This window comes from Mycolicibacter sp. MU0102 (assembly GCF_963378105.1).
Taxonomy (GTDB): Bacteria; Actinomycetota; Actinomycetes; order Mycobacteriales; family Mycobacteriaceae; genus Mycobacterium; species Mycobacterium holstebronense.
Map to the genome: position 1 here is coordinate 3,065,057 of NZ_OY726398.1, position 14,197 is coordinate 3,079,253.

Annotated in this window: 14 protein-coding genes; 4 read left to right on the plus strand and 10 right to left on the minus strand. The window is 67.9% G+C overall.

What is annotated here, in order from left to right; genetic code table 11:
- The first annotated feature begins 47 nt into the window (after window positions 1-47).
- On the plus strand, window positions 48-707 hold the full coding sequence (locus RCP37_RS14415) for a winged helix-turn-helix transcriptional regulator (RefSeq protein ID WP_308483743.1): 660 nt from the start codon (window positions 48-50) through the stop codon (window positions 705-707).
- Here the strand turns inward: RCP37_RS14415 and RCP37_RS14420 are convergent.
- Window positions 670-1,617 (minus strand): alpha/beta hydrolase, encoded by a 948-nt coding sequence (locus RCP37_RS14420; RefSeq protein WP_308483744.1) that lies wholly within the window; start codon window positions 1,615-1,617, stop codon window positions 670-672. The genes RCP37_RS14415 and RCP37_RS14420 overlap by 38 nt on opposite strands.
- The gene (locus RCP37_RS14425) at window positions 1,617-3,086 is read right to left on the minus strand and encodes an aldehyde dehydrogenase (protein ID WP_308483745.1); all 1,470 of its coding nucleotides are present in this window, start codon (window positions 3,084-3,086) and stop codon (window positions 1,617-1,619) included. Before RCP37_RS14425 ends, RCP37_RS14420 begins: the two co-directional genes overlap by 1 nt.
- A gap of 92 nt (window positions 3,087-3,178) precedes the next feature.
- On the opposite strand from RCP37_RS14425, the gene RCP37_RS14430 reads away from it, so the two are divergent.
- Both RCP37_RS14430 and RCP37_RS14435 read left to right on the plus strand, forming a co-directional pair.
- Complete coding sequence (locus tag RCP37_RS14430; protein ID WP_308483746.1) at window positions 3,179-4,156, plus strand: LLM class flavin-dependent oxidoreductase; 978 nt, start codon at window positions 3,179-3,181, stop codon at window positions 4,154-4,156.
- Between the two features lie 36 nt (window positions 4,157-4,192).
- Window positions 4,193-5,038: a class I SAM-dependent methyltransferase gene (locus RCP37_RS14435; protein ID WP_373693024.1), complete on the plus strand. Its 846-nt coding sequence runs from the start codon at window positions 4,193-4,195 to the stop codon at window positions 5,036-5,038.
- Between the two features lie 14 nt (window positions 5,039-5,052).
- Here the strand turns inward: RCP37_RS14435 and RCP37_RS14440 are convergent, their stop codons facing one another.
- From RCP37_RS14440 to RCP37_RS14450, 3 genes are read right to left on the minus strand one after another with little or no spacing between them, the layout of a single operon-like run.
- Window positions 5,053-5,439 carry a PPOX class F420-dependent oxidoreductase gene (locus tag RCP37_RS14440; RefSeq protein ID WP_046285257.1) on the minus strand — a complete coding sequence of 129 codons (387 nt, stop codon included), beginning with the start codon at window positions 5,437-5,439 and terminating at the stop codon, window positions 5,053-5,055.
- Window positions 5,439-6,578: an FAD-dependent oxidoreductase gene (locus tag RCP37_RS14445; RefSeq protein ID WP_308483748.1), complete on the minus strand. Its 1,140-nt coding sequence runs from the start codon at window positions 6,576-6,578 to the stop codon at window positions 5,439-5,441. Before RCP37_RS14445 ends, RCP37_RS14440 begins: the two co-directional genes overlap by 1 nt.
- A gap of 9 nt (window positions 6,579-6,587) precedes the next feature.
- Window positions 6,588-7,328, minus strand: a complete 741-nt coding sequence (locus RCP37_RS14450) for an acyltransferase (protein ID WP_308483749.1) — start codon at window positions 7,326-7,328, stop codon at window positions 6,588-6,590.
- Between the two features lie 126 nt (window positions 7,329-7,454).
- On the opposite strand from RCP37_RS14450, the gene RCP37_RS14455 reads away from it, so the two are divergent.
- Window positions 7,455-8,717 carry a BamB-related PQQ repeat family beta-propellar protein gene (locus RCP37_RS14455; RefSeq protein ID WP_308487096.1) on the plus strand — a complete coding sequence of 421 codons (1,263 nt, stop codon included), beginning with the start codon at window positions 7,455-7,457 and terminating at the stop codon, window positions 8,715-8,717.
- Window positions 8,718-8,749: 32 nt separating this feature from the next.
- On the opposite strand, the gene RCP37_RS14460 is transcribed toward RCP37_RS14455, so the two are convergent.
- The 5 genes from RCP37_RS14460 to RCP37_RS14480 all read right to left on the minus strand — a co-directional run bounded on the left by RCP37_RS14460 (window position 8,750) and on the right by RCP37_RS14480 (window position 14,079).
- Window positions 8,750-9,448 (minus strand): esterase, encoded by a 699-nt coding sequence (locus RCP37_RS14460; protein WP_308483750.1) that lies wholly within the window; start codon window positions 9,446-9,448, stop codon window positions 8,750-8,752.
- Between the two features lie 76 nt (window positions 9,449-9,524).
- Entirely contained in the window at window positions 9,525-10,736 is a 1,212-nt protein-coding gene (locus RCP37_RS14465) for a THUMP-like domain-containing protein (protein WP_308487097.1), read from the minus strand.
- A complete protein-coding gene (locus RCP37_RS14470) occupies window positions 10,733-11,707 on the minus strand; it encodes a class I SAM-dependent methyltransferase (RefSeq protein WP_308483751.1) in 975 nt (324 codons plus the stop codon). Before RCP37_RS14470 ends, RCP37_RS14465 begins: the two co-directional genes overlap by 4 nt.
- 34 nt (window positions 11,708-11,741) lie before the next feature.
- On the minus strand, window positions 11,742-12,803 hold the full coding sequence (locus tag RCP37_RS14475; RefSeq protein WP_308483752.1) for a histidine phosphatase family protein: 1,062 nt from the start codon (window positions 12,801-12,803) through the stop codon (window positions 11,742-11,744).
- A gap of 160 nt (window positions 12,804-12,963) precedes the next feature.
- A complete protein-coding gene (locus tag RCP37_RS14480) occupies window positions 12,964-14,079 on the minus strand; it encodes a histidine phosphatase family protein (protein ID WP_308483753.1) in 1,116 nt (371 codons plus the stop codon).
- Window positions 14,080-14,197 lie beyond the last annotated feature (118 nt).

The following is a 14,197-nucleotide window of genomic DNA, read 5'->3' on the forward strand; positions in this document are numbered from 1 at the left end:
TCAACTTGATATAGTCAAGTGCACTTTAAATTAGCAAGTAGATGGTGATGAGTCGAGACTACGGTCAGTACTGCGGACTTGCCCGGGCCCTGGATGTGGTGGGCGACCGGTGGAATCTGTTGATCGTCCGCCAGCTCCTGATGGGCCCGGCCCGCTACCGCGACTTGCGCGACGGGCTGTCGGGGATCGCGACGAACCTGCTCGCCGAGCGGCTCCGCGATCTCGAGACCGCAGGGGTCATCGAGCGGCGGGTGTCAGACGACGGCAAGGCGCTCTCCTACGCCCTGACCCCCTGGGGCGCGCAGCTGCGCGAGCCCATCTACGCGCTGGTCCGCTGGTCGACACCGTTGATGGTCCGCGGCCCCCAGGGCGACGACTTCCGTGCCGAGTGGCTGCGCCTGGCACTTCCCGCTCTGTTCGCCGACCGAGTGCCCGCGGGCCCGTCCGTGGCGGTGGGGATCGCGGTGGACGGCGGAGCCGTGCAACTGCAGGCCACCGAATCCGGTATCGAGGTCGGCGAACCCGACGGTCGCGCGCTGGTGGCCGTTCTGCACACCGAGGCGCCCCTCGTTCTTGGCCTCGCGGCGGGGGTGTTGTCGTTCGACGACGTGGCTGCGCTGGCCGAGATCGACGGTGACGAGGCGGCGCTACGCAGGATCTTCAGCGCGACTATAACGCCGCCAGATACCGGCCTCGGTGCGCGATAACCCGTTGGGACACCGCAGCATCGGGCACCAACAGATCGAACGCGTGCGGACAGCCGGGATACACATGCAGCTCAACGGGGACACCCGCGGCGATCAGCCGGTGGGCGAAATCGACGTCCTCCGGCGCGAAGATATCCAGCCCGCCGACATCGATGTACGTCGGCGGCAGACCGGCCAGGTCGTCGGCTCGGGCCGGCGCGGCGTAGCCGTCGGCGCCCCCCTCGCCCAGCAGTGCTGTCCAACCGGTGACGTTGTCGTCGTAGCTCCAGGTGAGCAGCGTGGCGCCCGCGGCACCGGCCTCGCGGGTGCGGTCATCGAGCATGGGGTAGATCAACAGTTGGGCTGCGATCGCCGGTCCGCCCCGGTCGCGGGCCAGCAGGCCCACGCCTGCGGCCAGTCCCCCGCCGGCGCTGTCGCCCATCACGGCCAGCCGGGACGAGTCGACGCCCAGGTCGCCGGCGTGGTCGCTGAGCCAGCACAATGCCGCGTAGCAGTCCTGAAGCGGAGTCGGATGCGGGAATTCCGGGGCCACCCGGTAGTCCACCACCAGCATCGGCACCCCGGAGGCAGCGACGTAGCCGCGCACCGCCGCGTCGTAGAGCGGACCCAGGTGTCCCCAGTCCAGGATCATTCCGCCGCCATGCAGATACAGCACGGCGCTGCCTGGCTGATCAGCGCCGGTTCGCCGGTACCAGCGCAACGGCAGGGTGCCGCCGTCGTAGGTCAGCGAAAACTCTTGGGTCTCTACGCCGGTGACCGGTGGCAGCGACGCCAGCACCTGATTGAAGGTATGCCCCACGTTGCGCCGACGAGCGGCGACATCACCGACCTGCGGCGCCGGTGCAGTGTCGGCACCGTCGCGCATCGCGAGCAGCGCCGCCAGCACCTGCGGGTCGGGTTGCCCGGCCATCAGTGTTGCGCCCCAGGCACCGCGGTGGCCACCACTTTTGTCTCGAGGTATTCCTCGAAGCCCGCCAGTCCCATCTCCCGGCCGACCCCGGACTGCTTGTAGCCCCCGAACGGCACGTCGGCGGAGTACCACATGCCGCCGTTGACGTTGACGGTCCCGGCGCGCAGTTGCGACGCCATTCGGGCGGCGCGCTCGGCAGACCCGAACACCGTGGCGGACAACCCATACGGCGAGTCATTGGCGATGCGCAGCGCGTCGGCGTCCCCGTCGTGGGCCAACACCACCAACACCGGGCCGAAAATCTCTTCGCGGGCCACCCGGGCCTGGTTGGTCAGCCCGGCGATCACCGTCGGCTCGATGAAGAAGCCCCGGTCCAGGCCGGCCGGCCTGCCGCCACCGCAGTGAAACGTCCCGCCTTCGGCGATCGCCAGATCAAGGTAGGACTGCACCCGATCCCGCTGCTTCGCCGAGATCAGCGGTCCGCACAGTGTTTTCGGATCGTTGGGGTCACCCACCGCGACCCGCGACATCGCGGCAGCTACCGCGTCGAGCGCCTCGCCGTAGCGTTCGCGCGGCACCAGCAGGCGGGTGGTCAGGGCGCACCCCTGCCCGGCGTGCATCGCCACCGTCGACGCGGCGGCTGCGCAGGCGGCGGACAGCTCGGCGTCATCGAGGATCACGAACGCCGACTTGCCGCCGAGCTCCAGAAAGACCTTCTTGATGGTCTGTGCGGCAGCGGTCATCACCGAACGTCCGGTCGCCGTCGAGCCGGTAAAGGAGACCACGTCCACGCGAGGGTCCTGCGCGAGCTGGGCACCGATGCGGTGGTCAGAAGCGGTGACGATGTTGACAACTCCGGGCGGAAAATCGGTCTTCTCGGCGATGATCCGGCCGACTTCGGCTGCGCACCAGGGGGTGTCGGGGGCCGGCTTGAGGACGACGGTGTTGCCAGCCGCCAGCGCCGGCCCGATCTTGGCGAACGTGACCTGATGGGGAAAATTCCACGGCGTGATCGCTCCGACTACGCCGAACGGCTCCCGCACGACGGTCCGCGCGGTGGCGATACCCATCGGGGCCGCCACCCCGAGGTCCACCTGCCACGGGTAGCTCTCCGCGGTGGCAGCCGGGAAACCCAGGTCATCGACGGGCGTCTGCAGCTGGCCTCGGTAGGTCAGCGACCGGGGCGCCCCGACTTCGGCGATGGTGATCTCACGCAGCGTCTCGATCTCGTCGTTGAGCGCGTCGCGCAGCTGGCGCAGACAGTGCACCCGCAATGCGGTGTCGCGGCCCCAGTCCGAGGTGTCGAACGCCGTGCGGGCGGCGGCGATCGCGCGGTCGAGGTCGGCGGCATCGCCGTCGGCGGCCGCACCGATGGCTTCCTCGGTGGCCGGGTTGACGGTGTCAAAAGCGCCCCCGCCACCGGCGACCAGCGCGCCGTCGATCAGCAGCTGGGTCGGCGCACCGGTCACAGTGCCTAGGCTAACGGCGGGACGCCGACATAATCAATCGATTGATCATTTCGTCCGCTACGGTGGCGCCCAGGAAGTGACAGGCCAATCCCATGCCACTGCTGAGCGCCCTGCGCCTGAATATGACGAACACCCCCGGCGCCGGACATGACGACCGGTATCGGACGGCATTGGCGATGGCGTCCTACGCCGACGCGAACGGAGTCACCGCCGTCGGTTGCGAAGAACATCACCTTGCGGCCACCGGGTGGCTGCCCGCCCCGCTGCTGGTAGCCGCCGCCGTCGCGGGATGCACCACCAACATCCGCATCAGCATCAACGCCCTGCTGGTACCGCTCTACGACCCGGTGCGCCTCGCCGAGGACATCGCGGTCCTCGACCAGCTGTCCGGCGGACGCGTCAGCTATATCGCCGGAATCGGTTACCGTACACAGGAATACCACGCAGTTGGCAAAGACTATCGGCGACGGGGACGGCTGATGGACGACTGCCTCGAGGTGCTGCTCAAAGCCTGGGGCGACGAGCCCTTCGAGTATCACGGCCAGTTGATCGATGTGACACCCAAGCCGTACACCAAGCCGCATCCGGTGTTGTTCGTCGGCGGGATGAGCGCCGCAGCCGCCCGCCGAGCAGCCCGGTTCGGTTTGCCGTTCTCCCCGCCGATGCCCATGCCCGAGATCGAAGCGGTGTATCGAGAGGAACTGGCGCGCAACGGCAAACAAGGCTTCGTGTTCAGCCCCGAGAACGGCAACACCGTGACTCATCTGACCACCGACCCCGAGGCGGCGTGGGCTCGATGCGGTGAGCATTTCCTGCACGAGGCAACCGAATACAGCTCGTGGGCGGTGCCGGAGGTGCCTCGCCCCAACGAGAGTCCGACCGCCACGATCAACGAGCTGCGCGCGTCCGCCAAGATCGAAGTGCTGACCCCCGACGAGCTCCTCGCGCAGTGTCGCGCCGGCCGCACCGGGGTGACCCTGCACCCGCTGATCGGCGGGCTGCCGATCGACGAGGGCTGGGAGAGCCTGCGACTGCTGGTCGAACGGGTGCTGCCGGCACTCAAACCCTAGCTGGGACAGCGCGGCTCAACAGTCATCTCCGATACCATGGGCGCGATGGACCGTCCAGCCGAATCCAAAGTCGACGCCCGTGCGCTCAATGGTGTTTCGGAAACCGCCCTGATGACGCTCAACGGGCGGGCATATCAGGCCGCACACTCCCACGCCATCATCGACGACCCGGAGGCGATTCGACTCGTCGAGTCCATCGCGTTCGACTTCGACAAGTTCGGACGTCGTGGCCAGGAGATGGCGCTACGGTCGCTGGCCGTCGATCGATGCGCGACGGCCTATCTGCATGAGCACCCCGAGGCGACGGTGGTGGCGCTTGCCGAAGGCTTCCAAACCAGCTTCTGGCGCCTGAACAGTATTATTGGCGATCCGCGATTCAATTGGGTGTCAGTGGATTTGGAGCCGGTGATGCGGCTTCGCGAACGGTTGCTGCCGACCTCACCGCGCATCACCAACCTGGCGCAGTCGGCGTTGGACTACAGCTGGATGGCACAGGTTGATTCCAGTGCCGGCGTCTTCATCACCGCCGAAGGTCTGCTGATGTATCTGCAGCCACGCCAGGCGATGGACCTCATCGCGGCGTGTGCCGAACGTTTCCCCGGCGGTCAGATGTTCTTCGATGTCCCACCGACCCTGGTCAAGAAAGTGGCTCCGCGCGGGATGCGATCATCGCGGCACTACCGCGTCCCCCCGATGCCGTTCAGCCTTTCACCCCGTCAGCTCGCCAGGCTGACCCAGACGGTGCCGGGTATCAAAGCCGTGCACGATGTGCCGATACCCAAGGGGCGTGGCCTGTTCTTTGGAACCTTGTTTCCGGCCTTCTGGCAGTGGGGTCCCACGAAGAATTTTCGGGGCGCCTACACGCTGCTTGAGTTCGCCTGAGAACTCGAGGCGGGTCAGGCGGCGGTGATCTCCAGGCCGACGTGCACCTTGTCGATTCCACCGCGCACGAGCGAATGCGGGACGAACCACCAGGCGTGCCACCAGTACCGCTTGACGACGGCGTCGTAGACCCGCCGGGTCTCGGACTTGGGCAGGACCCGGGCCACCGCCTCCACGGGGTCCCCTTTGGGTTTGCCCAGGACGCCACACTTTTGGATGGTGACTCGCGGAGTGTTGTTGATCCGCTTGGTCTTCCACGACCCGTCGTCGGTGATGACCAACAGCCGGTCCCCGACGGGCGCACCCCACACCGGGGTCGGCTTGGGCTTGCCGTCCTTGGTGAACGTCGTCAGCAGCAGGTACTTCTCCCGGTACACATCGGAGAATGCCGGTGTCGTCATCAGTCGATTCTGGCAGTTTTCAGCGGATCGTTGGGGCGTACGCCGCGATAGATACCCCGCCGGACGATCCACGGATACAGCACCCGCTCGATCGACCAGACCGGGAACCGGAACGCACGCCCGGACGGCGCGAACACCTCCAGGCCCTCGGGCCCCGCCCCCAGCACCGAACCCCACCGCCGGGTGGGTGGCCGGTAGTGCCGTAGCGGCTTGCCGGTGAGGGCGGCCCGCACGTTGTGCGCCAGTAGCCCGTCCGCGCGGTTGCGGGCCGAGCTGCGCAGCGGGTCGGTCGCCGCGACATCGCCGATCGCGAACACTCCGCGATGTCCGGGCACCCGCAGGTCGGTGCAGACCCGGACGAAGCCGGCGTCGTCGAGCAGCTCGGCCGGCAGCCAGTCGGTGTTGGGTCGCACCTTCCCGATCGCCCACAGCACGGCATCGGCCGATGCCGGGTCCTGACCGGTGCTGAAGCGGACCGGGTCATCGGTGATGCGGTCGCAGCCGAACCCGTCGGGCACCAGGGCTCGGTGGTCGGGATGGAGGCTCACGCGCGCGTCGGCCAATCTGCGCTCGATGGTGTGCCAGACCCGCGGATGGTGCTCACGCAGCGGGCGCGGACCCGGAAAGTACAGGTCGACCCGTTTGGCCGGCCAGGTGCGGGCGATGTTGGCGGCGCTGCTGACCGCCGCGGCACCGCCGCCCACCACGATGACTGATCCGGCCCTGGCCAGTCGGGCGTGTGCGGCGGTCAGCTCGGCGGCGACATCACCGGCCGACTGCGTGGTGGGCCGACGCCAGAAGCCGTTGCTGACCCCGGTCGCGATGATCAGGGCGTCATAGGGCTCATCGCGGCTGACACCGTCAGCACACGCGACGGTCAGGGTTCTGGCACCCAGATCGACGCCGGACACCGCACCGTGCACGGTGCGCACCGCGTCCAGGCGGGGCAATCGGTCGAATGGCAGCCAGTAGTCGCGCGCCCACTGCTGCGGGCGGGACAGCCGCAGACCCAGCTCCTGGCCGCTCACCAGGGCGGGTTTCACCGAAATGCCGACCACGTCGGCGTGCTTGGCCAGCCGGATCGCGGTGAGAACGCCGCTGTCGCCCAGCCCTGCTATGACTACCCGCGGTCGCGTCACCGGCACAACTCAGCTCTGGGAGGCCTTCTTACGTTCGATGTCGGCCAACGCAGCGGCCAGCTCGGCTCGCTCGGCGGCCGAGGTTTCCCAGGCCAGTTTGCGGTTCTTGACCACCTTGGCCGGTGCCCCCACCGCAATCGAGTAATCCGGGATGACGCCCTTGACCACCGCGTGAGCGCCCAGGACGCAACCGCGACCGACGCTGGTGTCACGCAGGATGGTGACCTTCGCCGCGATCCAGGTGTCCGGGCCGATCCGCACCGGGCTCTTGATGATGCCCTGGTCCTTGATCGGCACGTTGATGTCGTCCATCTTGTGGTCGAAGTCGCAGACGTAGCACCAGTCGGCCATCAGCACGGAATCACCGAGCTCGATGTCGAGGTAGGTGTTGATGACGTTGTCGCGTCCCAGCACCACTTTGTCGCCGAACCGCAGCGAGCCTTCGTGGGCCCGGATGGTGTTCTTGTCGCCGATGTGCACCCAGCGGCCGATCTCCATATGCGACATCTCCGGGGTGGCCTGGATCTCCACGCCCTTGCCCAGGAAAACCATGCCGCGGGTGATGATGTGCGGGTTGGCCAACTTGAACTTCAGCAGCCGCCAGTAGCGCACCAGGTACCACGGTGTGTAGGCCCGGTTGGCCAAGACCCAGCGCAGCGAGGCCAGCGTGAGGAACTTGGCCTGGCGCGGGTCACGCAGGCGCGAACCCCGCCAGCGTTTGTGGATCGGAGCACCCCACATCGTCGTCATGGCCGGAAAGCCTACGCGAGCGTTTTCTTGCCACGCGCTACCCTCACCTGGACTCGTTCACTGCCCGGCCGAGGATTGGGGATTGCCACTGTGTTGCGGCGACGTGGTGTCCTGGCCGGCATCGCCATGGTGGCGCTGGCGGGGCTTCTTGGCGGCTGCGCGAACACCGATTCCTGGGTGGATGCCGCGCCCGCGCCAGGCTGGCCCGCCCAGTATGCCGATGCCGCCAACAGCAGTCATACCGCCACGGCGGGAGCCACCGACCTGCAGCTGGACTGGATCCGCTCGGTCAAAGGCGAGCTGGGAGCCCAGCCCGCCCTGGGCGTCCACGGCTGGATGATGCTCAACGCTGCGACCGAGGCCGGTTGTTCGCTGATGCAGTGGGAGAACGCCGACCGCGGCCGACAGCGCTGGTGCACTCGGCTGCATCAGGGCGGCGGGTTCTTCGGCGCGCTCATCGACGGCTTCGACAACGTCTATGTCGGGCAGCCGGGCGCCATGCTGTCGTTTCCGCCCACCCAATGGATCCGTTGGCGCGCACCGGTGATCGGAATGCCCTCCACGCCGCGGATCCTCGGCGACGGCCTGCTGCTGGTCGTGACCCATTTGGGCCAGGTGCTGATTTTCGACACGCATCGCGGCGCGGTCGTCGGCACGCCGCTGGACCTGGTGGACGGTGTCGACCCGACCGACTTCCGGCGCGGACTGTCGGACTGCGCCGCCGCCCGGCCAGACTGCCCAGTCGCCGCCGCACCTGCCTTCTCACCGGAGAGCAACGTCGCAGTGGTGAGCCTGTGGCAGCCGGGTGCCAAGGAGTCCGGCTTGGTGGGTCTCAAATACCACCCGGGCGGCGTCCCGCTGCTCACCCAGGAGTGGAGCAGCGATGCCGTCGCCGCCGGGGTGTTGGCCAGCCCCGTGCTGTCCGCCGACGGTTCCACGATCTACGTCAACGGGCGCGACCAGCGCCTGTGGGCGATCAACGCCGCCGACGGCAAGGCGAAATGGTCAGTGCCGCTGAAGTTCTTGGCTCAAACACCACCGGCGGTGACGCCCGGCGGATTGATCGTCTCGGGCGGTGGCCCCGACACCGAACTGGTTGCCTACGCCGACCGCGGGGACTACGCCGAGCAGGTGTGGCGCCGCGAGGACACCGTGCCGCTGTCCTCGTCGAGTCTGGCGGGCAAGGTGGGCTACACCGTGGTCGCCGGTACCAGCCTCGGCCCGGCGGGCTTGTCTCTGTTGGTCTTCGATCCTGCCGACGGTCACACCCTCAACAGCTATCCGCTGCCCGAAGCGCGCGGGTTTCCCGTCGGGGTGTCGGTCGGCAATGACCGGCGGGTGGCGGTCGCCACCAGCGCTGGTCAGGTGTTCAGCTTCGCCCCCGCCTGAGTGCGACTGGTTGCCAGCGCGCTCGCGATCGCCTAGACGGCCAGCGCCGGGAGCGCGGTGCGCGGCACCTTGACCGAGGTGGCACCGGAGCTCATCGGCAGCAGCTCGCCGGGCGCGAAGTAGAAGATCACCTCGTCGTTGGTGATGGCGAAGTTCTGGTAGTGCGCCGGGTCCAGCCCCGAGCCCGACGAGATCAGGATCGCGGGCACTCCGGTCTGGCGTTCGAGATCGCGCTGCACCACCGGAAAGATCGCTTCCAGCGGCTTGCTGCCCTGCGCGAACAGGGTCTCGAAGGTGATCGGCTTGCGCGACGCCAAGTCGTAGTTGAAAGCCTGGAACCAGGTGGACGGCTGCGGGCCACCGAGGTCTTGGAAGATCTTCAGCACGACGCTCTGGGTGCCTTTGGGGGCCTGACCCGAACGGTGCTGCTCGGATGTGGCGTCCATTTCGTAGGGCATGTCGCGCGAGCCGGGTGACTTGGCCACGGTCAAGAACCCGTCGCGGTTCTGCACCAGGTACTCGGTCAGGGTCTGCTGATCGGGGTAGTCGACCGGAAACCGCATGTCGAGGGTGTAGTTGGCGTTGGACGAGTGGACGTGACATTGCCCGGACTCGAGCGTGCCGCCCAATTCGGCACAGGGCGAGACCGCGCCCGCCGAGGGCGTACCCGCCATGCCCAGCCAGCTGCCCACTGCACCGCCCGCCAACAGGGCGGCCACCAGAATGCGCATCGTCGGTTTGTCTCGCTTTGTCTCGCCTTGCCGCAGCAAGCAGGAATGGCCCGAAGCCGACAGCCTACCGGGCGCCTTAGCGCGACGGACGGCAGACGAACGCAATCGCCCGCGCCGCTGCCCCCGTCCCGATGCGGGTGATCACCACCGACAGGGCCTGGGTCCCGCGCAGCCGCAACCGGCGGCGCAGAGCGTCCGGGTCGGCCTGCACGTCGCGCACGCCCCGCACCAGGATTTCCAGGGCACCGCAGTCGCGGGCCGCCAACGCCTGACGCAGCCGCTTTTCGCTGTAGGCCAGCGTTTCGAGCACCTCGAATCCGCGTACACCGTCCGGTAATTCGTCGCCGGATAGATAGGCGATCTCGGGGTCGAGCTGCCAGAGTCCGTGCCGGGCGCCGTACTGGCGCACCAGGCCGGCCCGCACCACCGCGCCGTCGGGGTCGATGAGCCAGCGCCCCGCCGGCCGCACGTCGCAGTCGTCGGGCTCGGCATCGGTGATCTGCTCGCCACGGTCGAGGCTCACCGCGCGGCGGCGCACCCCGGGTCCGGCCAGGCCGGGCGACCACAGGCAGGCTTCCCGCACCGAGGCGCGCCAGGAGGTGACTTCGATCTCGCCGTCAAATCCCAGTTGCCGGATCTTCTCGAAATCGATTCCGGGAGCGACCTTTACCACCATGTCGCGGTCGCGGTAGACCTCCAGCAGCCGGTCCAGGGCGGGCTGGTAGTCGGCCGGGTCGAAACGACGCCGCCCGCCGCCGCGCCGGCCGGGGTCGGCCAGCACCACCGTGCCGCGGCTGACCGGCGCCAGGGCATCGGCGCGAACAACGCAGTCGACGTCATTGCCCACGTTGTAGCGCGCCATCGCCAGCCGTACCGGGTCCAGGTCGCTGCCGAGCACCCGATCGATCAGCTCGGACAGCGCTGCCAGCTCGGTGCCGACCGAGCAGGTCACGTCGTGCACGACGGCACCCGGGGCCGCGGCTGCGATCCGGTGCGCCCGGTGCCGTGCCACCGGCGCGGCACTGGCTTGCTGCAGCGCCTCGTCGGTGAACAGCCACCGTGACGCCTCGGGCAGCTCAGCCAATTTGGCGGCGGCACGCCGGCGCAGCAGCACGGTCTCGACCAAGGCGGGCGTGCGGGTGCCGAAACGGCCGCGCAGGGCGGTGATGTCGGCGATGCGGGTGGCGTCGGTGAGCGCAAAGCCGGCGACCTCGGCCAGGGCGGTGACCCCGACCGGCGAGCTCAGATAGCCGACGTCGTCGACTTCAAATCTGAAGCCGGCAGTCAGGACGGCTTAACCCCGGTGATCATCAGGTTGTAGAACCAGCCCTTGGGCACCACCCGGCGCCAGATGTTGGCGTCCACCCAGCTCAGGGTCGTCCAGCTGCCGAAGGCGAACCGCGCCCAGCCCCAGCCGAGCTTGCCCGGCGGGACCGTCGACTCGAAGGTGCGGACGGGCCAGCCCAGCATAGCGGCGGTGAACTCTTCGCTGGCGGTCTGCACGTCGGCGGCGCCGGCGTTGGTCGCCATCCGCTCCAGGTCGCGCGGCTCGAAGGTGTGCAGGTCCACGATCCACTCGAGGGCAGCGGCGCGGGAGTTCTCGTCGAGCTCTTCCTGCGGCCGGCGCCAGGAGCCCATTCCGGGCAGCTTCATCGCCGCGACCGTGGTCTTCCAGGTCAGATCGGCCAGCCGCCGGGCGTAGAAGTTGCCGACCGTGGTGGGCTCGCCGGCGAAGATGAACCGCCCACCGGGCTTGAGCACCCGGACCACCTCGCGCAGCGAGAGTTCGACGTCGGGGATGTGGTGCAGCACCGCGTGGCCGACCACCAGGTCGAAGGTGTTGTCCTCATACGGGATGCCCTCGGCGTCGGCGACCCGACCGTCGACGTCCAGGCCGAGGGCCTGACCGTTGCGGGTGGCGACCTTGACCATGCCCGGCGACAGGTCGGTGACCGAGCCGCGTCGCGCTACGCCGGACTGCATCAGGTTGAGCAGGAAGAATCCGGTGCCGCAGCCCAGTTCGAGTGCCCGGTCATACAGCGGCGCTTCCCCGGCCCGCTCAGCCGCCGGCACGATCGCGTCGAAGCGGCCCCGGGCGTAGTCGATACAGCGCTCGTCGTAGGAGATCGACCACTTCTCGTCGTACTGCTCGGCCTCCCAGTCGTGATAGAGCACCTGAGCGAGCTTGCTGTCATGCCGCGCGGCCTCTACCTGCTCGGCGGTGGCGTGCGGGTTCGGCGTCGGGTCCGTGCTCGTCATAGTGAGCCAGCCTAACGGCTGGCCCCGCCCCGGATCAGATCGCTCCCACCAAACCGTCGGCCATCGAGTCGGCGGCTGAGCCGGTGCTGTCGCCCAGGGCGCCGGTGATGGTGTCGATCACAGCCTGCGGGAAGGCGGTGAACGTCGCGAGCACGTCGTTGAAGCCGGTCTGTAGCGCACTGGTGATGTCGGCGGAATCGCCGCCCTGGATGGCCTCCCAGACGTGCCAGGCGGCCACCTGCGGCGCGACGATCAGGTCTCGGACGTCGGCGAACAAGCCGGTGAACAGATCCGGGGTCGCTGGGACTGGCGTCCCGTCCCAGCTGACCATCGTCCAGCCGTCGGTGGGACTGCCCTGCAAGATGGCTTGGCCCGCATTGGGGGGTGGCCCGAGCGTCTCGAGCAACTGCTGCAGAAGCAGCAAGATGGGCGGGTTGTTGACGTTCATCAACGTCCAGATGGCGATCACTCCGCCGCTGGTGTACGCCACGTCGGCCAGCGGGCCGTCACCGGCGATGGTGTTGTTGTAGATGGTGTCGATGGCACCGCCGACCTGGTCGTCGAACTGCACGCCGTTGATGCCGCCGATCTCCGGCACCAGCACGAAGCCGAGGACCCACGCCGCCATCGGCGCGAAGTAGCCGATCTCGGTCACCAGGTCGCGGGGCTGGCCTTCGAACATGCCGGCGCCCACCTCGTTGAGTCCCGCGAGGATCTGCACGTCCATCATCAATGCTTGGGCCAGCGGGTCGGCCGTCTCCTGGGTCCGGATGAGCTCCGAGGCATAGATACCGGAGATGCCGTTCGGGAAAGCCTGCTGAATGGCCTGGGCGACGGCGTTCGCCTGCTGGACGCCTGCATCGGTCAGCGGGGCCCCTGGTGGGAGCGTGCCGAGGATGTTGTTCAGATCGTCGGTCGATTGCCCGTGCCGCACCAGGTCCAGGGTGATCTGCTCGGCATCCGCGGTGAGCGCGATGTCGACGACAGACGCTGCGGACGGCTCGGGCGCCATCGGTGTGACGGTGGCAGCCCCGAGACCGACCAGCGTGATGCCGGCGGTTATCCACGTACGGTTGACGGCTCGCTTCATGTCCATCCCCCCAGATGAGACTTGTGTGACCGATATCACATGCTATCTAGGGGGCGGAGAGCTGGGCAATACCCAGCCTTCAGGAAATCGCAGGTTCGCGTTCAGACACGGCGAAGCCCGGGTGCGGCGAGTTACCGCCACACCCGGGCTTGAATACCGCTGCGAGCTAGATCGCCAGAGCGCCCAGCAGATCGCCCCACGCGTCGGCCGAGCCACTGACTCCGGCATCGCCGAACGCACCGGTGATGGTGTCGATCACTGCCTGCGGGAACTCCACCAGCGCCGAGAACACGTCGCTGAAGCCGGTCTGCAGCGCAGCCAAGATGTCGGAGGGGTCGCCACCCAGGATGGCCTCCCAGATGTGCCAGCCGGCCATCTGCGGCGCGGTGATCAGGTCACGCCAGTCGACGAACAGCCCGGTGAGCAGGCCCGGGTCCTGCGCAACCTCGGTGCCGTTCCAGCTGACCAGGGTCCAGCCGTCGGTGGGGTTGCCCTCGACCACGACCTGGCCGGTGTTGGGTAGCCCGCGGTCGCCGGACAGCGTCTGCAAGAACAGCCCCCAATCGGGGTTGTCGACGTTCATCATCGTCCACGCCATGATCGCCGCGCCGTGCGAGAAGGCCACATCGGTCCCGGTGCCGTCGGCGTCTGCCGTGCTGGCGTCGTAGATCGTCTGAATGGCGCCACTGTAGTTGTCCTGGAACGCCATTCCGTTGGGGTTGATGTCCGAGCCGAGCATCGGCACCCAGTAGTTCCCGGTCATCCACGCGATGGTGGGCAGGAGGTAGAGGAGGCCGGGGATGGTGCCGGTCTGCCCTTCCAGCCACCCGGCGTTGATCTCGCCGAGCCCGGACAGGATCTGGTCGGGCTCGAGCAGCGGTGTCGGTCCACCCGGGAAGTTGGCCGGATCAATGGGATTTCCGGTCAGCAACTGGATCAGCGGCCAGGCCGTCTGCTGAGCGCGCAGGAAGTCCGAGGCGTACACCCCGCCGATGTTGTTGTCGCCCCCGTTGTAGAGGCTGTTCCCGACATCGATGGCCTGTTGCTGCCCCAGGTCGGTGAGCGGCGCGCCCGGGGGCGTCGTGCCGACGTAGTCCGACACGTTTTCCGTCGACTGCCCGTGCCGGACCAGATCCAGCACGATGTCCGCGGCGGTCAACTGGATGTTGGGCAAAGCGACGGTGGGCAGCGACCCGGCTATCGGAGCCACCGGGCCGGCAGCCACGAGGCCGGCGCCGACGAGCGCCACTCCGGCGGTGATCCACGGGCGGGTTTGGTACATGGCCTTCTCCTTCAGCGAGTCCGGTAGCTTCCGTTACGCTCCGACGCGTAGCGCAATACTTTGCTGAAGGTAATCCCGTGGTTTTCCTATGTCAATGCTTAATCCGCAAGATTTGTGC

Coding starts and splice junctions, on each gene's coding strand:
- RCP37_RS14415 (WP_308483743.1), top strand. CDS start 48: ATGAGTCGAGACTACGGTCAGTACTGCGGACTTGCCCGGGCCCTGGAT.
- RCP37_RS14420 (WP_308483744.1), bottom strand. CDS start 1,617: ATGGCCGGGCAACCCGACCCGCAGGTGCTGGCGGCGCTGCTCGCGATG.
- RCP37_RS14430 (WP_308483746.1), top strand. CDS start 3,179: ATGCCACTGCTGAGCGCCCTGCGCCTGAATATGACGAACACCCCCGGC.
- RCP37_RS14435 (WP_373693024.1), top strand. CDS start 4,193: ATGGGCGCGATGGACCGTCCAGCCGAATCCAAAGTCGACGCCCGTGCG.
- RCP37_RS14440 (WP_046285257.1), bottom strand. CDS start 5,439: ATGACGACACCGGCATTCTCCGATGTGTACCGGGAGAAGTACCTGCTG.
- RCP37_RS14450 (WP_308483749.1), bottom strand. CDS start 7,328: ATGACGACGATGTGGGGTGCTCCGATCCACAAACGCTGGCGGGGTTCG.
- RCP37_RS14455 (WP_308487096.1), top strand. CDS start 7,455: ATGGTGGCGCTGGCGGGGCTTCTTGGCGGCTGCGCGAACACCGATTCC.
- RCP37_RS14460 (WP_308483750.1), bottom strand. CDS start 9,448: ATGCGCATTCTGGTGGCCGCCCTGTTGGCGGGCGGTGCAGTGGGCAGC.
- RCP37_RS14470 (WP_308483751.1), bottom strand. CDS start 11,707: ATGACGAGCACGGACCCGACGCCGAACCCGCACGCCACCGCCGAGCAG.
- RCP37_RS14475 (WP_308483752.1), bottom strand. CDS start 12,803: ATGGACATGAAGCGAGCCGTCAACCGTACGTGGATAACCGCCGGCATC.
- RCP37_RS14480 (WP_308483753.1), bottom strand. CDS start 14,079: ATGTACCAAACCCGCCCGTGGATCACCGCCGGAGTGGCGCTCGTCGGC.